Below are 22460 nucleotides of genomic sequence, written 5' to 3'. Positions count from 1 at the left end.
CGAACGTTTCGTTCACATCAAGCCAGGCTGCCCGCAAACCGCTCCGCCAACCGCTCGCGCTGGAACGCATCGACGACGTGGTCGACGAACACCCGTGTCTTCGCCGGAAGCAGGGTGCGGCTGGCGTAGTAGATGGAGATCGGTCCGGCATCGGCGTACCACCTCGGCGCCAGGCGAACGAGAGCGCCGGATTCCAGGTGCGGCAGTGCATCGGGCACGGCCACCAGCGTGACGCCCAGGCCGAGCAGCGCGGCGCGCGTCATCGCCGCGGGATCGTTGAACACCAGGTGCTCGCGCAGTTCCACCGTCTGCTCGCGCCCGACGGCATTGCGCATCGTCCAGGTGCGGACGCGACCCGTGCGTGCGGAACGCATCACGATGCCGTCCAGTTCGCGCAGTGCGGTCGGATCGTTCGGCTTCCTGCGGCCTTCCATGTAGCGGGGCGATGCCACGGCGATGATGTGCGCCGGCGCCAGCGGGCGCGACACCACGCCGGGAGAAAGTTCGAATCCGCCACCGATGGCCGCATCGAAACCTTCCGCGATCAGGTCGACCTGGCGGCTTTCGAAGTGCCAGTCGATGCGGATACCGGGATGGCGTGACAGCAGTGAAGGCGCCAACGGCAACAGGTATTCGATGCCGAAATTCAGCGCCGTGCTGACTTTCAGCACGCCGGAGGCCTCGCCGCGTTCCGACGCGACATTGGCGATCGCCGCCTGCAGCCCTTCGAGGTTGCCTCGGACCGACAGCAGGAACCGCTCGCCGGCCTCGGTCAGCGTCAGCTTGCGCGTGCTGCGATGGAACAGGCGCACGCCGAGGTTGCGCTCCAGCATGGCGACGTTGCGGCTGACCGCGGCTGGGGTCAGTCCCAGTTGCCGGGCGGCGGGAGAGAAGCCGCCCTGTTCGGCGCTGCGCACGAACGATTCGAGATTGGCCAGGGTTTCCATGACTGCTCTTCAAGCGATGCTTGAAATTGATTCTAGTGATTAACCGCTACCGGCGGGGTAGTGGGGCTTCCATAGTTCGTCCCACGCAATCCCTTTCCCTTCCGGTTCGGAGTCCCCCATGTCCAACAATGAAGCCACCCTCAAGCCCCTGTCCGGCAAGACCGCCCTGGTCACCGGCGGCTCCCGCAGCATCGGCGCGGCCGTTGCGCGCCGCCTGGCGGCCGATGGCGCCGCCGTTGCGATCACCTACAGCGCTTCGCCCGACAAGGCACGCCAGGTCGTCGCCGACATCGAAGCCGCCGGTGGCCGCGCCATCGCCATCGAAGCCGATGCAGGCAGCCCGGAGGCCGTGCGCGCCGCGGTAACCCGGACGGTCACTGCCTTCGGCGCCGTCGACATCCTGGTCAACAACGCCGGCATCGCGCTCGGCGGCCCGATCGACGAGATCCGTTTCGAAGACTACGAACGCATGATCGCGGTCAACGTCACCGGCGTATTCGTCGCCACGCAGGAAGCCGTACGCCACATGCCTTCGGGCGGACGCGTGATCCACATCGGCAGCTCGATGACGCGCTATGCGGCGTTTCCGACCGCGTCGTTGTACACGTTGACCAAGGGCGCCGTGACCGGCTTCAACCGCAGTCTGGTGCGCGACCTGGGCCCGCGCGGCATCACCGTCAACACCGTGCATCCGGGGCCGACCGACACCGACATGAATCCCGACGGCGGCCCGGTCAGCCAGATCGTCGGCCCGGGCATGGCGATCGGGCGCTACGGCAAGCCGGAGGAAGTGGCTCACGTCGTGGCCTTTCTGGCCGGCCCGCAGGCCGCTTTCGTCACCGGCGCCGACGTCGTCGCCGACGGCGGCTTCACCGCCTGACCCGTCACTCTATTTCCTGGAGAAACATCATGAGCATTGGCATCATCGGCGCCGGCCAGATCGGCAGCGCCTTCGCCCGCGCGCTGGCCCGGCACGGTATTCCGGCCGTCATCGCCAATCGTCGCGGTCCTGATTCGCTGGCGTCGCTGGTGAAGGAACTCGGACCGTCGATCCGCGCGGTCACGCTCGAGGAAGCCGCCCGCGCCGACATCGTGCTGGTCGCGGTCAACTGGTCGAAACTGCCGGCTGCGCTCGAGGGGTTGCCCGACTGGGACGGACGCATCGTCATCGATGCCAACAATCCCATCGAGGCACCTCTGTTCCAGCCGGTCGACTTGAACGGTCGTGCTTCGAGCGAGGTTTTCGCCGCGCTGGTTCCCGGTGCGCGCGTGGTGAAGGCGTTCAACCACCTGCCGGCTCCGCTGGTGTCGGCCGACCCGCGCGCCGAGGGTGGCCGTCGCGTGTTGTTCTACTCGGGCGACGACGAGCAGGCGAAGGGCGAGGTCGGTTCACTCATCGAGAAGCTCGGATTCTTCGGCGTGGACCTGGGGTCGCTCGCGATCGGCGGCCGCTTGGTGCAGTTCCCGGGTGGCCCGCTACCGGTGCACAACCTGGTGAAGTTCGGTTGATTCGACGCCGCATGCGGCATGAAGTGCAGGGCGGGCCTCGGCCCGCCTTTGCATCGCTGTCCCGGAGGCGGCCGAGGCCCATCCTGCGCTGATCCGTAGTCGTCGACGAAGACGGCAGGATCAGGGAACGTGGTCGAACAGGTGCTGCAATACCGCCTCGCCGTAGCGATCGAGCTTGCTCGCGCCGATGCCAGGGATGCGGGAGAGCTCGACCATATCGTCCGGCGCCGCTTCCGCGATCGCCCTCAACGTGCTGTCGTGGAAGATTACGTAGGCCGGGACGTTCTGCTCGCGCGCGGTGGTCGCGCGCCACTGGCGCAGCGCATCGAACCGGATCTGCGAGTCCATGTCCAGTTCGATGGCCGGGCTGGTCGTGCCGCCGCCGCGCGATTTGCGTCCACGCGGCGGCTTGGCCGCTTCGCTGCGGAACATCAGCGCCCGTTCGCCGCGCAGCACCGGTCCGCTCAACGCGGTCAGGCGCAACGCGCCGTGGTGTTCGACATCGGCTTCCAGCACGCCACCGGCGACCAGTTGGCGGAACACGCCACGCCATTGCCGCTCGTCGAGGTCGCTGCCTATCGTCCAGGTGCTCAGCCGCTCGTGGCCGTACTGCTTCACCTTGTCGGTGGCGATGCCGCGCAGCACGTCGATCAGATGCCCCGCGCCGAAGCGCTGGCCGGTGCGGTACACGCACGACAGCGCCTTGCGCGCCGCTTCGGTGCCGTCCCAGCTGCGTGGCGGTTCCAGGCAGTTGTCGCAATTGCCGCAGGCGCCGGCATGCGGTTCGCCGAACCAGCCCAGCAGTGCCTGCCGGCGACATTGCGTGGACTCGCAATAGCCCAGCAGCGCATCGAGCTTGCCCAGTTCAAGCCGCTTGCGGTCCTCGCCGGCCTCGCCCTGCTGGATCATCGTGCGCAGGTTGACCATGTCGCCTAACCCATAGCTCAGCCACAGTTCGGCCGGTTCGCCGTCGCGGCCGGCGCGGCCGGTTTCCTGGTAGTAGCCCTCGATCGACTTGGGCAGGTCGACATGGGCGACGAAGCGCACGTCGGGTTTGTCGATGCCCATGCCGAAGGCGATCGTCGCCACCATCACCACGCCGTCTTCCTGCAGGAAGCGGCGCTGGTTGCCGGCGCGCAGCTTCGCGTCCATGCCAGCATGGTAGGGCAGGGCCTTGATGCCCGCGGCCTGCAGTTGCTCGGCGACGGCCTCCACGCGCTTGCGCGAGAACGCATAGACGATGCCGCTTTCGCCACGATGGCCGGCCAGGAAATCCAGCAGCTGGCGTACGCCGGCGCCGTCCTTGTGGACGACGCGGTAGCGCAGGTTGGGGCGATCGAACGAGCTGACGAACTGGCGTGCGTCCTCCAGCGCCAGGCGCTCGGCGATCTCGCGCCGGGTCGGCGCGTCGGCGGTGGCGGTCAGGGCGATGCGCGGGATGTCGGGCCAGCGCTCGTGCAGCACGGTGAGCTGGCGGTACTCCGGGCGGAAGTCGTGCCCCCACTGCGAGACGCAGTGGGCCTCGTCGATGGCGAACAGGGCGATCCGCGCACGGTCCAGCAGCGAAAGGAACCGACCGGTCAGCAGCCGTTCCGGCGCGACGTAGAGCAGGTCGAGTTCGCCGGTCAGCAGTTGCTGCTCGACCTGTGCGGCGGCCGCGGCATCGAGCGTGGAATTGAGGTAGGCCGCGCGCACGCCGACCTGGCGCAGCGCTTCGACCTGGTCCTGCATCAGCGCGATCAGCGGCGAGACGACCAGGCCGCAGCCCTCGCGCAGCAGCGCCGGCAACTGGTAGCACAGCGACTTGCCGCCGCCGGTGGGCATCAGGACCAGGGCATCGCCGCCGTCGGCCACGTGCTCGACGATCTGCGCCTGTTCGCCGCGGAAGCCGGTATGGCCGAAGATTCGGCGGAGCAGGTCGAGAGCGTTTTCGGACATGCGCACAGTTTAACGGCGGCGCGTCGCGGGACCTGCGGAAACCACCGGGGGAGGGATGGGGCTTTTACGCGGGGAGCAACCGGCAGGTTCGCCCCCATGAACGGCGGAAAGGGTGTCGCGGCATCAGCCAAAGCGGGTGTGGCCCGATCCCTCTCCCCTTGTGGGAGAGGGACAGCCGCCGCAGGCGGCAGGGAGAGGGGCGCTCACTCCAGCAGCGAACGCAGCATCCACGCGTACTTCTCGTGCGTCTGCAGCCGCTGGGTCATCAGGTCGACGGTCGGGTCGTCGCCGGCCTCATCGGCCGTCTTCAACACCTTGCGCGCAGTGCGGGCCACCGCCTCGTTGCCGACGGTGAGCTGGCGTACCATCTCGCGCCAGTCCAGGGTGTCGGTCAGGCCCGGTTCCTCCGCGATCGAGCTCAGGCGGATGAACTCGGCATACGAGCCCGGCGCGTTGTAGCCCAGGGCGCGGATGCGCTCGGCGGTCTCGTCCAGCGCATTCCACTGCTCGGTGTATTGCCCCTCGAACATCACGTGCAGGCTGTTGAACATCGGCCCGGTGACGTTCCAGTGGAAGTTGTGGGTCTTCAGGTACAGCGTGAAGCTGTCGGACAGGAAGCGCGACAGACCCTCGGCGATCTTCTTGCGGTCGTCCTTGCCGATCCCGATATCGATGACAGGCGAGGTGTCGCTGCCGGCCGGGGCCGGTTGGTCGTTGCTGGACTTGGCGGACTTGTGTTTGGCCACTGGCCATCTCCTCTGGGTCGGTATTGCGGCGACAATAGGGATTGCCTACCGCGATTTGAAATGGTTTTTTTCTTGCAGTGCGATCGATGAAACCTATGGCGCAGTCTAGTCACGCCGATGTCAGCGTTGCGTTACGCCAGGCCCGGCGCGCCATCGATGGCGCGTTGAGTCGCGACCGTGGACGCCTGCATGGCCTGTGGTCGCGCTGGAGCGGCAAGCCCGACGATGGCCGTGCGCGCGAGGCCTTCGCGCAGGCGCTGGCGGCATCGGTGGCGCAACGCGAGGCGCGCATGGCCGCCCTGCCCAAGGCGGAAGTCGAGCCGACTTTGCCGATTGCGGCCGAAGGAGATCGCATCGTCGAGTTGATCCGCGCCCATCCCGTGGTCGTCATCGCCGGCGAGACCGGTTCGGGCAAGACCACGCAGCTTCCCAAGCTGTGCCTGGCCGCAGGTCGCGGCGCGGCCGGCATGATCGGCTGCACCCAGCCGCGCCGCATCGCCGCACGCGCGGTCGCCCGCCGGGTCGCCGAGGAGTTGCAGACGACGCTCGGCGGCGCAGTCGGCTACCAGGTGCGTTTCACCGAGAACGTCGGCGAGCAGACCGCGGTGAAGTTCATGACCGACGGCATCCTGCTCGCCGAGATCCAGTCGGATCGCTGGCTGTCGCAATACGACACGTTGCTGATCGACGAGGCGCACGAGCGCAGCCTCAACATCGACTTCCTGCTCGGCTACCTCAAGCAGTTGCTGACCAAGCGCCATGACCTGAAGGTCATCGTGACCTCGGCCACCATCGACACCGAGCGCTTCTCCGCGCATTTCGGCGACGCGCCGGTGGTGAGCGTGGAGGGTCGCGGCTATCCGGTGTCGGTGCGCTACCGGCCGTTGGAAGCCAGCCTGGAGCATGACGCGCAAGCGCGGACTCGAGAAGGCGGAGGCGAACGGCGCGCCAATCCACGTGCTGCCGAGGACGATCGCGGCGGCGAGCGGACCGTCAACGACGGCATCGTCGGCGCCTGTGACGAGATCACCCGCGAGGATCCTCGCGGCGACGTGCTGATCTTCCTGCCGGGCGAACGCGAGATCCGCGACGCGCACCAGGCATTGGAGCGCCGCAAGTACCGCGAGACCGAAGTATTGCCACTGTATGCGCGGTTGTCGGTGCGCGACCAGGACCGCGTGTTCAATCCCGGCCCGAAGCGTCGCATCGTGCTGGCGACCAATGTCGCCGAGACGTCGTTGACGGTGCCACGCATCCGCTACGTGGTCGATCCGGGCATGGCGCGGGTCAAACGTTACAGCCCGCGCGGCAAGCTCGACCGCCTGCACATCGAGCCGATCAGCCAGGCCAGCGCCGACCAGCGCAAGGGTCGTTGCGGCCGCATCAGTGAGGGCACCTGCTACCGGCTCTATTCGGAAGCCGACTTCGATTCGCGCCCGCGCTACACCGATCCGGAAATACGTCGCGCTGCACTGGCGGGCGTCATCCTGCGCATGCTGTCGCTGGGACTGGGGCGGATAGAGGATTTTCCGTTCCTGGAACCGCCCGATCCGCGCGCCATTGCCGATGGCTGGCAGCAGCTGGCCGAACTGGGCGCCGTCGACGTCAGTACCGATGACGGCCGGCGCAAGCTCACCGCGACCGGCAAGCTGATGGGGCGACTGCCTGTCGACGTCAAGCTGGCGCGCATGCTGGTCGCCGCCCATCAACACGGCGTGGTGCGCGAGATGCTGGTCATCGCGTCGTTCCTCGGCATCCAGGACCCGCGCGAGCGCCCGGCCGACCAGCGCGCTGCTGCCGACAATGCACACGCCGAGTTCGCGGATCCAAAGTCGGAGTTCGTCGGCATCCTCAAGCTGTGGGAGGCCTACCAGGCCGCGCATGAGGAATTGACCCAGTCCAAGCTGCGCGGTTGGTGCGAGAAACATTTCGTCGGCTTCCTGCGCATGCGCGAATGGCGTGAGTTGCATCGGCAGCTCAAGCTGATGGCGGAAGAGCTGGGATGGGACAGCGCGGTTGTCGCTCCAGTGAAAAAGGCGGGCGGGGATTCGCCTCGAGTTCCCGGCAAGAAAAACCAAATCTCCCTCGGTCCTGCCTCTGCGAAGGGTGAAGACCAGCGGGTGTTGCCTGATGCCGCCGAGTACGCGCAACTGCACCGCGCATTGATTGCCGGCTTGCCGACGCAGATCGGCTTTCGTGGCGACCGCGGCCTCTACGACGGCCCGCGCAGCCGCAAGTTCCAGCTGTTTCCCGGTTCGCCGCTGTCGAAGAAGCCGCCGCCGTGGGTGTTGTCGGCGACGCTGCTCGATACCGAGCGTGTGTGGTCGCTGACCAACGCCGCGATCGAACCGGACTGGGCGATCACCGAGTTGCCGCACCTGCTGGCGCGCCGCCAGCACGACCCGCGCTGGTCGCGCTCGCAGGGGCGTGTCGTAGGCAGCGAGCAGATCAGCCTGTTCGGGCTGGTGCTGGCGCCCAAGCGCCCGGTGCACTACGGCGCGTTGTTCCCCGAGGAAGGCCGGGCGATCTTCGCTCGCGATGCGCTGGTGACCGGCGAGATCAATACGCGGTGCGCGTTCCTGCCGCGCAACCTGGCCACGCTGGCCAAAGCCCGCGACGAGGAAGCCAAGCAGCGGCGCAGCGGCCTGGTCGTCGACGAGGACTGGATGGCGCAGTGGTACCTGGACCGGCTGCCGGCGCAGGTCCACAACGCGCAGGCGCTGGATGCCTGGTACGGCAAGCTGTCGGACATAGAAAAGGCGTCACTGGAATGGTCGCTGTCGGACCTGATGATTGGCGACGAGAGCGATGCGCTGCGTTTCCCGCCCTACCTCACGCTGGGCAACGCGCGGCTGGCGGTGAAATACCGTTTCGAGCCGGGTGCGCCGGACGACGGCATGACGCTGGCGGTGCCGCTGCACCTGCTCAATGCGCTCGATCCGGCGCGCCTGTCGTGGCTGGCGCCGGGCTTCGTCGCCGACAAGGCGGCGGCGCTGATCAAGTCGCTGCCCAAGATCCTGCGCCGCAACTTCGTGCCAGCGCCGGATTTCGCGCGTGCTTTCCATGAGGCGCACCCACAGCCCAGCGCGGACTCGCTGGTGGGCGAGTTGGCGCGCTTCCTGCAGAAGCTCACCGGCGTGGCCGTGTCGGCCCTCGACTTCGACGAGGCGTCGCTGGAACCGCATCTGCGCATGAACCTGCAACTGCTCGAATCTCCGTCGGGGAAGGGCGGGCATGTGCTGGCCGAATCCCGCGACCTGGACGAACTGCGCAAGCGTTTCGGCGAGCGCGCGGCTGCGGCATTCGCGGCGCGGGCGGCCGAAGGACTGGCGCAGCAGGGATTGCACGCATTCCCGGACACGCCCATCCCGGTGTCCGTGCCGGGTGCCGGCGGCGTGCCGGCCTACCCGGCGTTGCACGATGACGGCGACAGCGTGTCGCTGCGCGTGCATGCCGAGCGCGACGTGGCGCGGCGCGAACATCCGCGCGGCGTCCGGCGATTGTTGGCGATGGCGCTGGCCGACAAGCTCAAGCAGGCGCGCAAGCAGTTGCCGGTCACACCGAAGACCGGCCTGCTCTATGCATCGATCGAATCAGCCGCGCCGAGGCGCGGCGACGATGGCCTGCCCTTGAGGGAAGGCGACCGCCTGCGCGCCGATCTGCTCGACGGCGCGTTCGCGTCATTGACCAGCGAGGGACTGGAAGAAATCCGCGACCCTGCCGCCTTCGCAACTCGCCGCGACGCGGTGGTCAAGCAGCTGTTCCCGGAAGCGATGGAGCGCCTGCGCCAGGCGGAGAGCATCCTCGCCGCCGTCGCCGAGGCGCGTTCCAAGCTGGAATCGCCGCTGATGGGATGGGCCAGCGGCAACCTCGACGACATGCGCGCGCACCTGGCGTCGCTGACACCGCCGGGATTCCTGCGCCATGTTCCGGGCGAAGTGCTGCGCGAGTATCCGCGTTACCTCAAGGCATTGGCGCTGCGCGGCGAGCGCGCGCTGCGCGATCCGGTGCGCGACCAGGCCCGGATGCTTGAGCTCAAGCCGTTTGCCGATGCACTGGCGCAAGCGGTGGCCGAGGGGAACGCCGATACGCCGGAATGGCAGGCGTTGCGCTGGGACCTGGAAGAGTTGCGGGTTTCGTTGTTCGCGCAGGAGTTGGGTGCGCGCGGTGGCGTCTCGCCCAAGAAGCTGGCGCAGCGGCTGGATTCACTGCGCCGCTGATGCGGCGCCGGACGTGACCAGCGCCGCGTGCTCCGCCTCACTGCACGCGCTGGACCTTCAGTCGCGGGGTCTTGCCGTCCACCTGCATGTACCACGCACCGAATGCGCCTGGCGCGATGGTCACCTTGCGGCTGCCGGTGGCCTTGCCGAGATAGAGCTCGCCTTCAACGACGCGCCAGCGCTGGCCGTTGTCGAGTTCCACGACGTCGCCCTTGGACCAGCCTCGGGCGTCGCCCTTTGCCGTCGCGCTTACCGGCTCCGCTTCGACGCGCTTCTCGCGCAGGCCGACTCCGTCTTGCGCCTGGTCACGGGTGTGGGCCGCCTGTTCGTCGCTAAGCAGGCGGTTGAGCGTCGCCAGTTGTTCCGAGGAAAGCGTGTCCAGGCCGGCGGCATGCAGTTGTTCCGGGCTCAGGCGCTTTTCGATCGCGACATACGGTTGCGCAGCCATGGCGGGAACCTGGAACAGCGCGGCGGTGAGAAACAATGCAAGAGCGGATGTACGCGAAAGCTGAAGCATGGAGTGGAATTCCGTGGGCAGTATCGGGCGGGACGGGATGGCGGGGGCGATTACTTGACGCGCTGGACCTTGGCGCGCGTATTGAATCCCTCGACGGCGAGGTACCAGCTGTTGCCGACGATGGTCGGGGTGATCTTTACCTGTGGATTGGTCAAGTGCGCACCGGCCAGCCGGGCGTCATCGACCTGCTCCCAGACCTGGCCGTTGTCGAGCGTGTACGTGCGGCCCTTGCCGAAACCGCGGAAATCGCCGCTGATGCGATCCGTGATCGGATCGGTGGAGCCGAACGTGGCGAAGCCGCGGTTTTCCTTCACGACTTCCTGCTTGGCGGTTTTGGCGGCCTTGGCGGTTTCGATCTCGAGTTTGCCGTTCAGCCAGGCGTTGAGATTGGCCAGCTGTTCGGGGCTCAGGCGATCCAGTCCCGTGGCCTTGAACTGCTCCGGCGACATCTGCTGTTCGATCTGCTGTTGCGCCGCTGCACAGGGGGCAAGGGCCAACACGATGACGGCGGCGAGCAGGCGGGTTCGGATCGGGAGCATGCGCTGTTCCTTGGGGCTTTTGGCGGCTAGTGTAGACCGTCCCCCGTGTCCGCCATTGTTCCGTCCATGGCAATACCGCCTTCCACGTCTGCCCCTGTGCTGTCGCATCCCGCTGTCGCGGCGATCGCGGCACCGCTGCGGCGCGTACTGGAGCAGGCGGCCGCGGCGGCCCCGAACGTCGACGACGCCACCGATTCGCCGCAGACGGTAGCGAGCATGCTCGATGCGCTGTCCCTGCTGGGCGACGATGGCGACACCGTGGCTGCGGCGATCCTGTCCACCTATCCCGGCTGGCTGGCCCACCTGGGCCCGGGTTTCGAGCGCGAATTCGCGTCGGTGGCGGTGCTTCTGGAAGGGCAGCGCGCCGCCGCGCAGGTCTGGGCCCTGCACGCCGAGCGCCATGGCCAGGCCGGCAACGAAGGCCTGCGGCGGCTGCTGCTGGCGATCGTGCGCGACCTGCGCGTGGTGCCGATCCTGCTGGCCCGCCAGCTGGCGCGCATGCGTCATGCCGAAGCCTTGCCGGAGAACGAACGCCGCGCGCTGGCGGCGCTGACCCGCGACATCCACGCGCCTTTGGCCAACCGGCTGGGCATCTGGCAGTTGAAGTGGGAGCTGGAGGACCTGGCGTTCCGCTACCTCGAGCCGGGCACTTATCAGCAGATCGCGCGCCTGCTCGACGAGAAGCGCGTCGACCGCGAGCGTTACATCGTGAAGGTCAAGCGCACGTTGCGTGATGCGATGGCGGCGCAGGGCGTCCAGGCCGAGATCGCCGGGCGGCCCAAGCACATCTACAGCATCTGGAAGAAGATGCAGCGCAAGAACGTGCCGATCGGCGAGCTCTACGACTTACGGGCTGTGAGGGTGCTCGTCGACAGCCTCGCCGACTGCTACGCCGCCCTGGGCGTGGTGCACGCGACCTGGGCGCCGATTCCCAGCGAGTTCGACGATTACATCGCGCGGCCCAAGCGCAACGACTACCGCTCGCTGCACACGGCCGTGGTCGGACCGGAAGGCAAGACGCTGGAAGTGCAGATCCGCACCCACGACATGCACCGGCAGGCCGAACTGGGCGTGGCCGCGCACTGGAAATACAAGGAAGTCGGCAGCCACAGCGCCGATGCCGCTTTCGATCGCAAGATCGCCTGGATGCGCAAGCTGCTGGAGACGTCGATCGAATCCGGGCGCGAGGATGGTTCGCTGGCCGGCGAGTTCGATACCGAACTGGTCGAGGATCGCATCTACGTGCTCACGCCCAAGGGCGAGGTGATCGACCTGCCGGCCGGCGCGACGCCGCTGGATTTCGCGTATCACGTGCACACCGAGGTGGGCCACCGCTGCCGTGGCGCGAAAGTTGACGGCCGCATCGTGCCGTTGGACCACAAGCTGCACAGCGGCGACCGGGTCGAGATACTCACCGCCAAGACCGGCGAGCCGCGGCGCGACTGGCTGGTGGCGGCCAATGGTTTCCTGGCCAGCAGCCGTTCGCGCGACAAGGTCCGTGCCTGGTTCCACAAGCTCGATCGCGCACGCAACGAAACGGCCGGCAAGGAACTGCTCGACAAGGAGTTGCGTCGCCTCGGCCTGCTCGGCGCAGACCTGGCGCCGGCACGCGAGAAGTTCAACCTGGCCAGCGACAGCGAGGTCTACGTGCAGGTCGCCCTGGGCGACATAGGCCCGCATCAGGTCGGCCGCGCGCTGCTGGAGCACGATCGCGCGGCGGCCAACGCGGCGCCGGCGGCTGCCGCCAGCAGCGGCACGATCACCACGCCGCCCGCGCCGCGCCGCGTCCCGCGCAAGACCACGGACTTCACCGTCGAAGGCGTCGGCAACCTGCTGGTGCAGCTGGCGCGCTGCTGCCAGCCGCTGCCGGGCGAGCCCATCGTCGGTTACCTCACCCGTGGGCGCGGCGTCAGCGTGCACCGGCCAGGATGCAGTGCGTTCGAGCGCCTGGCTGCCGCCCAACCCCAGCGCGTGCTTCCGGTGGAGTGGGGCCGCGCCGGCAGTGGCTACGAGGTCGATGTCGAAGTGCTGGCGCTCGACCGCAAGTGGCTCCTCAAGGAGGTCACCAACCTGATCGCCCAGGGCAACGCCCACGTGGTCAGCATCAGCAGCGCGGTCGAGCGTAATGGCGCCCGCGTGAGGCTGCGCCTGCGCCTGCGGGTGGCCGACTATGGGCAGTTGTCCACGCTGCTGGGCAAGCTGTCGTCGCTGCCGGGCGTGGAGCAGGCGCAGCGACAATGAACCGGCCTTCATGCCGGCCGGCCCGCCGCGCATTTATGCTGGTGGCCGACATGAACGACGGCCAGACAGCGAGCGCGGTTCCATGAAGGCGCGGCCCCGGCTCGAGCCCCGGCTCGGCCACATCGAGCAATTGCAATTCCGCAAAGACCAGGAGCATGCCGCGCAGGGCCGGTCATTCACGGCTGCGCGCTGGTTCGTCGTGGCCGTGGTGGCGATCGTGTTACTGCTGCTGGTACGGGAGCCGCTGTCCAACTGGCTGTGGCCGGACACTCGCGCCCAGCAGTTGCGCGCCGATGCCGCGAGCGCACTGGCCGAAGGACGACTGACATCACCCGACGGAAAGGGTGCGCGCGAACTCTACGAGGCGGCACTGGCGCTGGATCCGGATCGCATGGATGCCCGCCAGGGCCTGGCCCGCGTTGGCCAGGCCGCACTCGCGCAGGGGCGCGATGCGGTCGTGGCGGGGCACTATGCCGATGCGCATCGCTCTCTGGCCCTGGCACAGGAACTGGCCGTGCCGCGGGCGCAGACCGAGATGCTGGCGAAAGAACTGCGTGCGCGCGAAGCCGTCGATTCGGGTGGCGACGAATGGCTGGCCCGAGCGGCCCAGGCGCGTCGGGATGGCCGGCTCGAAGGCGACGCGAATGCGGCCCTGCCGATGTACCAGCGCGTGCTCACGTTGCAGCCCAACAATGTGCAGGCATTGGAAGGACGCGAGGACACGCTGGCGGACCTGCTGCAGGCCGCGCGAAAGGTCCTGGCCCGGGGCGACCTGGCCGCGGCCGCGGCGCAGATACATCGTGTCCAGCAGGCCGATCCGGGCCATGTCGACCTGCCCGATGCGCTGGCCGAACTCGCGCGCCAGGCCAACAAGCGGCATCGCCAGGCCGACGAAGACCTTCGCCGCGGCAGGTTGCCGGCCGCACTGGAGGGATACCGCGGTCTGCTCGCAGCCAACCCCGAGGACAGCGAGGCGGAGCGGGGCGTGTCGCAGGTGGCCGATGCGTACGCGGCCCGCAGCGAAAAGCTGGCGTCCGATTTCCGCTTCCAGGAGGCGCAGGCCGCGCTGCGTGAAGCCGAAGCCATCTCGCCGGACGCCGCTTCGGTCGGCGAAGCGCGCCGGCACATGGCGCGCTCGCGCCAGTCGCAACAGCGCTACGGCAGTTCACTCCCGCCAGCCGAGCGGCAGCGGCGCCTGCAGCAGATGCTCGACGATGCCGCCGCCGCCGAAGCGCGTGGCGATCTGCTGACGCCCCCTGGCGACAGCGCCTACGACAAGTTGAGTGTCGCGCGTTCGATGGCGCCCGGCGATGCGCGGGTGCAGGCGGCCTCCATGCGCCTGCTGCCCGCGGCCAAGCGCTGTTTCGAAACCGAGCTGCGCGCCAATCGGCTCACCCGTGCCAGCGCCTGCCTCGACGCATGGCGGGTGCTGGAGGGCCCTAGCGCCGTCCACGCCGATGCGCAGCGGCGTCTGGCGCAACGCTGGATCGCGGTTGGCTATGAGCGTCTGGGCGCCGGCGAGCTGCAGGCGGCCAACTCCGCGCTGACGGCGGCGCGCTCGCTGGACCCGGGAGCGACCGGACTGGCGGAATTCGCCAACCGCGTGCGCGCGGCCTCCGCCGCACGCCAATAAATCGCTCAGCGATGTGGTAGCAACTGTCGACGCACCACGTCGCGCGCGGCGTCGAGCGAGAAATGCGCCTGCACGTTGCGAAGGCCGTTGTCCGCCAGGCGCTGCCAGAGCGCGGCATCGTCGTAGGCGCGCAGCACGGCCTGCGCGAAGGCTTCGGGATCGTCGGCCACCAGCACGTCGTCGCCATCGCGCAGGTGCATGCCTTCGACGGCGCAGGCCGTGGCGACCACCGGCTGGCCATGCGCCATGCTGAGGTTGACCTTCCCCTTCACGCCCGCGCCGTAGCGCAGCGGCGCAACGGCCAGGCGTACACCGTCCATGTACGGGTCCAGATCGGGCACGTGGCCGTGCACGACCACGCCGGGCCGCGTCGACAACGCCTCGATCTGCGCCGTCGTGTCGCCACCGATGCAGTGGAACGACAGGTCCGGGCGTCGAGCGTGGATGCGCGGCCACACCTCCTCGACGAACCACAGCACCGCGTCGACGTTGGGCGGATGGCGGAAGCCGCCGACGAAAACGATGTCGCGACGTTCGTCGAAGGGACGGCCGGCGCCCTGGACGTGGTGGAGATTGGACAGGATTTCCACCTGTGCCTGCGGCGCATCCTGCGACAGCAACTGGAGCTCCACTTCGCTGACTACCAGGGTCGCATCGCTGCGCGCGATGATGTCCAGTTCCAGCTCGCGCGTGCGCTGCGCGGCACGAGCCAGTGCACGGTCGTTGGCAAGTTCAGCGCCACGCCGCTCACGCAGGTAGTGCAGGTCGACGCTGTCGAACACCACGCGGGCTTGCGGCGCATGCCGGCGCAGCAGCGGCAACCATTCGCGCATGACGTGGTGGCGGCAGACCACGACGCTATCGAAGCGGTGGCCGTGTTCGCGCACCCAGGTCGGCGGAGGCTCGGCATACGGCGCATACCAGACTTCCACGCCCAGTTGCTGCAGCGCGCCCGTGTAGGCGCCGACGTGACCGAGGTCGGTTGGGAAAAACACGACATGCGCGCCTTCCTCCCGCAACAGCCGCATCAGGTTGAAAAGCCGCAAGGAGGCCGAGTCCCGATCCGGGCGGGGCGTGTAGGCGTCGACCACCAGGATCGAATGGCGGCGTGCGGCCAGGGCAGCGGTATCCAGGGTGGCGGAAACCGGCGGTTGGGTCTTCAGGGCGTCGTGCCACTTCTCGGCAAAAACGCTGCGATTGCGTATCTGATACGCCTTGATGCCCTGCTTGGGGTCGGTGCCCGACGTGATGCCTTCCATGTGCAGCACGCGCGATGCGGGCTGGTACAGCACCCTGAGGCCAGCCGCGCGCACCGCGAAACCCAGGTCGGTGTCCTCGTAATACGCCGGTGCGTAGCGCGTATCGAAACCGCCCAGCCTGGAGAACAGCGTGCGCGCAATGGCGATCGCCGCGCCCGAACAGTAGTCCGCCTCGCGCAGGTAGGTGTATCGCGGATCGTCGGGCGCGCCAAAGCGGCCGTAGTTGCTGCCACCACCGTCGGCGAACACGATGCCGCCGGCTTCCTGCAGCCGCCCATCCGGATAGATCAGTTGCGCGCCGGCCAGGCCGGTGTCGGGATGCTGGACGAAGGTGTCCAGCAGCGCATCCAGCCAACCCGGTTGCGGCACGGTGTCGTTGTTGAGGAATACCAGATATTCGCCGCGCGCCAGCGAGGCGCCGTCGTTGCAGGCCGCAATGAAACCGCCGTTGACCACGCGCCGGTGGTAGCGCAGGCCTTGGACCTGGAGGAGGGATGCCTCGGTTTCGTCGGAGGAACCATCGTCGACCACGATGATTTCGATGGTCGACTGAGGCGGGTGCTCGGCCAACGCGCGCAGGCAGTTCAGCGTGTGGGCAAACTGGTTGTAGACCGGAATGACGATGCTGGCACGGGGCGCGGCGTCATGGGGCACGGCGAATGGGGTGAACGCGGCCGGCTCGGGCAGGTACAGCGCCATTCGCTGGGACATCGGAACCCGATGGAACTGCTTCAGCACGCGCTGCCAGGTGGCTTGGAGGCCGCGGGTGCGCAGGCTGGTCATGCCGCGCTGGGCCAGTCCCGTGCCCCGGTCCATCAGGAACCGGAAATCGGCCCAGGTCATGCCCATCGATTCATTGCCATGCTGAAGGAACTCCGTATTGCAAATGCCCGTATCGCTCCGCGCGCGGGGTGGGCGCCGGCCGGCTGCGCTAGACTCGCCGACACGAGGGCGCAGCCCTGTCATTGTCCCATGCCGTGGCTCAAATCGATTACGACGAAGACGAAACCAGCGAAGACAGCGAACATCCGCAGTGGCGTCGCCGCCTGGTCACCTGGGTGCTGGCCGCGATCGGTCTGGGCCTCGGGTTCCTGATTCCCTACACGCTGTATCTCAACCATGAGGTCAGCGAGCGCTTCGGCCAGCTTAGGTGGCAGATCCCGACCCGCGTCTATGCGCGCCCCCTGCAGCTGGCGCCCGGGTTGACCATCGACGCCACCACGCTGAAGACCGAGCTGGACGCCGCCGCCTACCACGCCGGCGACGGCGCCCGCCCGGGCACCTATGCCCGCAACGGCGGACGCTGGCTGATCTCCAGCCGCGGCTTCAACGACGTCGACGGCGCCGTGGCCGCGCGCCGGATCGAGCTCGTGCTGTCGGGCGGCCGCGTCGCCTCGCTGCGCGAGGCCGGGCGTCGCCAGTCGCTGAAATCGGCGCGGCTGGATCCGGCCCGCATCGCCACCCTGTATGGCCAGAAGCAGGAAGAACGCCGCCTGGTCCGCATCGAGGAAGTGCCCGAACTGCTGGTGACCGGCCTGCAGGCGGTCGAGGACCGCGACTTCAACCATCATTTCGGCATCGACGTCACCGGCATGGTGCGCGCGGCCTTCAAGACCGCCACCGGCACCAAGCAGGGCGCCAGCACGCTGACCCAGCAGCTGGCGCGCAGCGGCCTGCTCGGCATCGGCCGCGAGCAGACGCTGACCCGCAAGGGCAAGGAGATTCTCTACGCCCTGCTGATCGACGCACGCTACGACAAGCGCACGATCCTGGAGGCCTACCTCAACCAGGTCTACCTGGGGCAGCGCGGCGCGCAGGCGATCCACGGCGTCGCCGCCGGTTCGGAGTTCTGGTTCGGCCGCGACCTGCGCGACCTGAGCACCGAGCAGGTCGCGCTGCTGGTGGGCATCGTGCGTGGTCCGTCGTATTACGACCCGCGCCGCAATCCGGAGCGTGCGCTGGAGCGCCGCAACTTCGCCCTGGGTGAATTCCACGAGACCGGCCTGATCGACGACGCCGAATACCAGCGCGCGCTGAAGGCGCCGCTCGGCATCACCCAGACGCCGGGCAGCGTCGCCGCCAACCGCTTCCCGGCCTACGTCGACCTGGTCCGCCGGCAGCTCGCCCGCGACTATCCGGCCGATGCCCTGTCCGGCGCCGGCCTGAGCGTGATGAGCGGCATGCAGCCCTCGGCGCAGGGGCTGGCCGAGGCGGCGGTGTCGCGCACGCTCAAGAGCCTGGACCACAAGACCCGCCCGCCGTTGCAGTCGGGTCTGATCGTGACCGACGTGCACAACGGCGAGGTCGTGGCAGTGGTGGGAAGCCGCAGCTTCGACGAGCACGGCTTCAACCGCGCGGTCGAAGCGCAGCGTCCGGTCGGCTCGCTGCTCAAGCCGTTCGTGTACCTGCTGGCGTTGGCGCAGCCCGGCAAATATTCGTTGGCGACCTGGGTGGACGATTCGCCGGTCACCGTCGCGCTGGGCAAGGGCAAGAACTGGAACCCCGGCAATTCCGACGGCCGCAGCCACGGCAGCGTGCACCTGGTCGATGCACTGGCGATGTCCTACAACCAGGCGACCGTGCGCGTGGGCATGCAGGTTGACCCGGAGCGCGTCGCCACCCTCATCCGCACGCTGGCCGGCATCGAGGCCGAGCCGAATCCTTCGCTGATCCTCGGCGCGGTCGACCAGAGCCCGTACGCGATGGCACAGCTGTACCAGTTCCTCGCCTCGGGCGGCGAGATCCAGCCGCTGCACGCGGTGCGCGGCGTGCTCGACGCCAACGGCAAGGCCGTCAACCGCTACGACAAGGCCCCGGCGCCGGCCCAGGAAGGCGACGCCATCGCCGCGCGCCTGATCACCGTCGCGTTGCAGCAAGCCGTGTCCAACGGCACCGGCACTCAGCTGATCCGCGACGGTCTCGGCCGCCTGTCGCCGGCCGGCAAGACCGGCACCAGCAACGACGGCCGTGACAGCTGGTTCGCCGGCTGGACCGGAGACCACCTCGCCGTGATCTGGGTCGGCAACGACCAGAACAAGGAAACCGGCCTGTACGGCGCCACCGGTGCGATGCGCGTGTGGTCGGCGATCTTCTCGCGCCTGCCGACCGCACCGCTGAAGGTCGGCGACAAGGGCCTGGACTGGCAGTGGGTGGCCGGCACGCACACCACCGACGCCGACTGCGCCGGCGCACGCCGCTTCGCATTCGTCGCCGGCTTTGCGCCGTCGTACGCGCCTTGCCCCGCGCCGCAGCCGGTCGCGGAGGAAGAAGGCGGCTGGCGCGAGTGGTTCGGCTTCGGCAAGCGCGAGGACGAAGCACCCGCGGAAGCCCAGCCGTCCACGCCCGCCTCGAAGGATGACGCGCCTTGATCGCGCGGCGTTCGCTGCTGCTGGCGATAGGCCTGACGTTGCTGGCGGCGTGCAGTTCGACGCCGCCTGCGCCGCCCGTGCCCGCGTTCGATGCGCGCGCCGCAGTCGCGGCGATCCGTGCCACAGGCGGCGCTGCTTCCAGCGAACTGGACGTACAGCCGCTGCGCGACACGCAGGCCGAAGACCTGCGTGAGGACGCGCAACGATTGGAGCGTGAGGGCAAGGTTCCCGAGGCGGCGACTGCGCTGGACCAGGCACTGGCCATCACCCCAGACGACCCGGCATTGCTGCAGGAACGCGCCGAAGCCTCGCTGCTGCTGCAGCAGCCCGACAGCGCCGAGCAGTTCGCGCGTCGCGCGATCGCGCTGGGCGCCCAGGTCGGTCCGCTGTGCCGGCGCCATTGGGAAACGGTGGCGCAGGCCACGCAGATGCGCGGCCACTACGCGCAGGCCGCAGGCCGTGGCGAAGAAGCTGCGGCCCAGGCGGCCGCGGAAGCCTCCGCACGCAAGACGACCATCGACCAGGCGCGCCAGAAGCGCGATGCCTGCACGGTCGCCGCTCCACCGCGTTATTGAAGCGCGGCTTGTCGAGCGCGACTTATTGAAGCCCGCCACGGAGCACCCACATGACCGGTAGCCGCCTCAGCGAGGCCAGCCGCACGGCATTGGCCGACGGCGGCGATCTCGCCCGCAACATTCCCGGCTTCACGGTGCGCACCGCGCAGCAGGACCTGGCCGGCGCGATCAGCGATGCCGTCGACAGCCGCGGAACGCTGCTGGCCGAGGCCGGCACCGGCACCGGAAAGACTTTCGCGTACCTCGTGCCGGCGTTGCTGTCGGGCAAGAAGACGATCGTCTCCACCGGCACGCGTGCATTGCAGGACCAGCTCTATCACCGCGACCTGCCGCGCGTGCGCGATGCTCTCGGCATCGGCCTGAAGACCGCGCTGCTGAAAGGCCGTGCCAATTACCTGTGCCACTACCGCATGCGCCAGGCGCAGGGCGAGCCGCGCTTTACCTCGCGCGAACTGGCGGCGCAGTTCCAGCGCATCGTCGCCTGGTCTGGCCGTACGCGCATGGGCGACCTGGCCGAACTCGATGCGCTGCCGGACGACTCGCCGTTGCTGCCGATGGTCACCAGCACCGCCGAGAACTGCCTGGGTAGCGAGTGCCCGTTCTTCGCAGACTGCTTTGTCGTGCAGGCGCGCCAGCGCGCGCAGGCCGCCGACCTGGTCGTGGTCAATCATCACCTGCTGCTTGCCGACCTGGCACTGAAGCAGGAGGGCTTCGGCGAGATCCTGCCGGGTGCGCAGACCTTCGTCGTCGACGAGGCGCATCAATTGCCGGAGTTGGCCGCGCAGTTCTTCGGCGAAGCCCTGAGCGCGCGGCCACTGGTCGAATTGGCGCGCGATGCCCTGACCGAATGCCGCCAGGTGCCCTCGGCACTGGCTGCCGTGCAGGACCCAGCACGCGCGCTGGAGCAGGCCGTGCGCGCGCTGCGTGCCGCGATGGACGAACTGCCGGTGCGTGGCACGCGTCGCCGCGCAGCGGAAGTGCCGGCGGTCGAGGACGCCTTCGATGAGCTGGAGCATGCGCTGCACCAGATGCACGCGGTGCTGCAGCCGTTGGCTTCGGCCTCGCCGGGCTTCGATGCCTGCGCGGCCAGGGCCGTGGAGTTCGAAGGACGGCTGCGGCGCTGGCGTGACGATTCCGTGGCGGATGCGGCGGATGATGACGACGGATTCGGTGACGACTTCGCTGAAATCGACGCGCAGGCATCGGAGCGTGCTGGCGATGCCGATGCCGGGAAAAAGGGGGGCGGCAAGAAAGATCGCGACGACAGCGTGCTCTGGTACGAACTGACCGCGCGAGGCTTCCGGCTCAGCCGCACGCCGCTGGATGTCGCCGGTCCCCTGGCCCAGCACCGCGCGCGTTCGCAGGCGGCCTGGGTGTTCACCTCCGCGACGCTCGCCGTCGGCGGCCGCTTCGAGCATTTCGCGATCAAGCTCGGCTTGTTCCTCAAGGGCGACGATCCGCCGCAGACGCTGCTGGTGCCCAGCCCGTTCGACTGGCAGAAACAGGCGCTGTGCTACATGCCGCGCGGCCTGCCCGATCCGGTCGTGCGCCATTACAACGAGAGCATGGTCGAGAAGTTGCGGCCCGTGCTGGAAGCTTCCGGTGGCCGCGCCTTCGTCCTGTTTGCCTCGCACCGCGCGCTGCGCGAGGCCGCCGAACTGCTGAAGGGCGGCCCGTGGCCGCTGTTCGTGCAGGGCGAGGCGCCGCGCCCGGTGCTGCTGGAGCGGTTCCGCGCGTCCGGCAACGGCGTGCTGCTGGGCGCCGCCAGCTTCCGCGAAGGCGTTGATGTCGCCGGCGAGGCGCTGAGCGTGGTGGTGATCGACAAGCTGCCGTTCGCCGCGCCGGACGATCCGGTGTTCGAGGCAAGGCTGGACGCGATCCGACGCAACGGCGGCAATCCGTTCCGCGACGAACAACTTCCGCAGGCGGTGATCGCGCTGAAGCAGGGCGCCGGCCGGCTGATCCGCAACGAGAGCGACCGCGGCGTGCTGGTGCTGTGCGACCCGCGCCTTACCAGCAAGACTTACGGCAGCGTGTTCCTCAATTCGCTGCCGCCGCTGCCGAAGACCCGGCGTATCGAGGACGTGGCGGCGTTTTTCGGCAGCGGGCAGGGGGAAGAAGGAATGGACGGCAATGGCGAGCAGGAACGGGCGGACACGGGCTTGCTGTGACAGCGCGTTAAACTGCCCCCCTGTTCCGCCCCCACATTTGGCTGCCCGCCATGAACCTCCTCGCTTTCGAGACCTCCACCGAGGCGCTGTCGGTCGCCGTGTCGATCGACGGGCAGGTGCGCGAGCGTTTCGAGTTGGCGCCGCGTCGCCACGCGGAACTGGCCTTGCCTTGGGCGGAGCAACTGCTGGCGCAAGCCGGCATCGCCCGCTCGCAGCTCGACGTGATTGCGGTGGGGCGCGGCCCGGGTGCATTCACGGGCGTGAGACTCGCCATCGCATTGGCACAGGGCATCGCACTCGCGCTGGACAGGCCCGTGGTGCCCGTCTCCACGCTGGCCGCCCTGGCGATGCGCGCCTCCATGCTCCCTCTCCCGCCCGCGGGAGAGGGTGGGAATGAGGCCCAGCGCGTGCTGGCGGCGATCGACGCGCGCATGGGCGAGGTCTATGCCGCCGCCTTCGCCCTGCGACCTGACGGCATCCACTCGCTTGGCGACGAAGTGGTGATGGCCCCTGATCAGGTCGCCTTGCCTGACGATGGAAGCGGATGGATCGGCGTGGGCACGGGCTTCGCTGCGGCCGATGGCGTGCTCGCGCAGCGGCTGGCATCGCGCTTCAGCGCGATCGACGCCACCGCATTGCCGCATGCCGCCGATGTCGCGCGCCTGGCGGCGCAGGCCTTTGCGCGTGGCGAAGCGGTCGCAGCCGAACTCGTCGAGCCCGCCTACCTGCGCAACAACGTCGCGCTGACGATCGAGGAGCAGCGCGCGCTGCGTCAGTCGCGCGGATCGTAGCCCTGG

General features: G+C 68.5%; 15 protein-coding genes. 9 read left to right on the top strand and 6 right to left on the bottom strand.

Features of this window, described 5'->3' with window-relative positions:
- Nucleotides 1-17: 17 nt before the first annotated feature.
- Nucleotides 18-947, bottom strand: a complete 930-nt coding sequence (locus tag J2X06_RS10825; protein ID WP_310062172.1) for a LysR family transcriptional regulator — start codon at nt 945-947, stop codon at nt 18-20.
- A 118-nt stretch (nt 948-1065) separates the two neighbouring features.
- Between J2X06_RS10825 and J2X06_RS10820 the strand changes: the two genes are divergently transcribed.
- Nucleotides 1066-1827: a 3-oxoacyl-ACP reductase family protein gene (locus tag J2X06_RS10820; RefSeq protein ID WP_310062169.1), complete on the top strand. Its 762-nt coding sequence runs from the start codon at nt 1066-1068 to the stop codon at nt 1825-1827.
- Nucleotides 1828-1856: 29 nt separating this feature from the next.
- The gene (locus J2X06_RS10815) at nt 1857-2456 is read left to right on the top strand and encodes an NADPH-dependent F420 reductase (protein WP_310062165.1); all 600 of its coding nucleotides are present in this window, start codon (nt 1857-1859) and stop codon (nt 2454-2456) included.
- Nucleotides 2457-2576: 120 nt separating this feature from the next.
- On the opposite strand, the gene recQ is transcribed toward J2X06_RS10815, so the two are convergent.
- Together recQ and J2X06_RS10805 are read right to left on the bottom strand one after the other, a co-directional pair.
- Nucleotides 2577-4394, bottom strand: coding sequence for a DNA helicase RecQ (gene recQ, locus J2X06_RS10810; RefSeq protein WP_310062161.1), 1818 nt, complete (start codon nt 4392-4394; stop codon nt 2577-2579).
- A 203-nt stretch (nt 4395-4597) separates the two neighbouring features.
- Nucleotides 4598-5140: a Dps family protein gene (locus tag J2X06_RS10805; RefSeq protein WP_310062159.1), complete on the bottom strand. Its 543-nt coding sequence runs from the start codon at nt 5138-5140 to the stop codon at nt 4598-4600.
- Between the two features lie 95 nt (nt 5141-5235).
- Here J2X06_RS10805 and hrpA point away from each other — a divergent pair, with 95 nt between their 5' ends.
- The gene (hrpA, locus tag J2X06_RS10800; RefSeq protein WP_310062156.1) at nt 5236-9360 is read left to right on the top strand and encodes an ATP-dependent RNA helicase HrpA; all 4125 of its coding nucleotides are present in this window, start codon (nt 5236-5238) and stop codon (nt 9358-9360) included.
- Nucleotides 9361-9397: 37 nt separating this feature from the next.
- Here the strand turns inward: hrpA and J2X06_RS10795 are convergent, their stop codons facing one another.
- Entirely contained in the window at nt 9398-9877 is a 480-nt protein-coding gene (locus tag J2X06_RS10795) for a hypothetical protein (protein WP_310062154.1), read from the bottom strand.
- 50 nt (nt 9878-9927) lie between these two features.
- Entirely contained in the window at nt 9928-10416 is a 489-nt protein-coding gene (locus tag J2X06_RS10790; protein WP_310062150.1) for a hypothetical protein, read from the bottom strand.
- A gap of 66 nt (nt 10417-10482) precedes the next feature.
- On the opposite strand from J2X06_RS10790, the gene J2X06_RS10785 reads away from it, so the two are divergent.
- Together J2X06_RS10785 and J2X06_RS10780 are read left to right on the top strand one after the other, a co-directional pair.
- Nucleotides 10483-12657, top strand: a complete 2175-nt coding sequence (locus J2X06_RS10785; RefSeq protein WP_310062147.1) for a RelA/SpoT family protein — start codon at nt 10483-10485, stop codon at nt 12655-12657.
- A gap of 82 nt (nt 12658-12739) precedes the next feature.
- Nucleotides 12740-14290, top strand: coding sequence for a hypothetical protein (locus tag J2X06_RS10780; RefSeq protein ID WP_310062145.1), 1551 nt, complete (start codon nt 12740-12742; stop codon nt 14288-14290).
- A 5-nt stretch (nt 14291-14295) separates the two neighbouring features.
- Here the strand turns inward: J2X06_RS10780 and J2X06_RS10775 are convergent, their stop codons facing one another.
- Complete coding sequence (locus J2X06_RS10775; RefSeq protein ID WP_310062142.1) at nt 14296-16398, bottom strand: glycosyltransferase; 2103 nt, start codon at nt 16396-16398, stop codon at nt 14296-14298.
- Between the two features lie 128 nt (nt 16399-16526).
- Between J2X06_RS10775 and mrcB the strand changes: the two genes are divergently transcribed.
- The 4 genes from mrcB to tsaB are packed head-to-tail and all read left to right on the top strand — an operon-like array spanning nt 16527 to nt 22454.
- Nucleotides 16527-18917 carry a penicillin-binding protein 1B gene (gene mrcB, locus J2X06_RS10770; protein ID WP_310062138.1) on the top strand — a complete coding sequence of 797 codons (2391 nt, stop codon included), beginning with the start codon at nt 16527-16529 and terminating at the stop codon, nt 18915-18917.
- Complete coding sequence (locus J2X06_RS10765) at nt 18914-19492, top strand: tetratricopeptide repeat protein (protein WP_310062136.1); 579 nt, start codon at nt 18914-18916, stop codon at nt 19490-19492. Before mrcB ends, J2X06_RS10765 begins: the two co-directional genes overlap by 4 nt.
- A gap of 50 nt (nt 19493-19542) precedes the next feature.
- Entirely contained in the window at nt 19543-21663 is a 2121-nt protein-coding gene (locus tag J2X06_RS10760; RefSeq protein ID WP_310062134.1) for an ATP-dependent DNA helicase, read from the top strand.
- 50 nt (nt 21664-21713) lie between these two features.
- Entirely contained in the window at nt 21714-22454 is a 741-nt protein-coding gene (gene tsaB, locus J2X06_RS10755) for a tRNA (adenosine(37)-N6)-threonylcarbamoyltransferase complex dimerization subunit type 1 TsaB (protein WP_310062132.1), read from the top strand.
- Nucleotides 22455-22460 lie beyond the last annotated feature (6 nt).

The organism is Lysobacter niastensis (assembly GCF_031457115.1).
Classification (GTDB): domain Bacteria; phylum Pseudomonadota; class Gammaproteobacteria; order Xanthomonadales; family Xanthomonadaceae; genus Lysobacter_J; species Lysobacter_J niastensis_A.
Note: the sequence above shows the minus strand (reverse complement) of the source record. Positions and strands in the feature narration are given on the sequence as shown.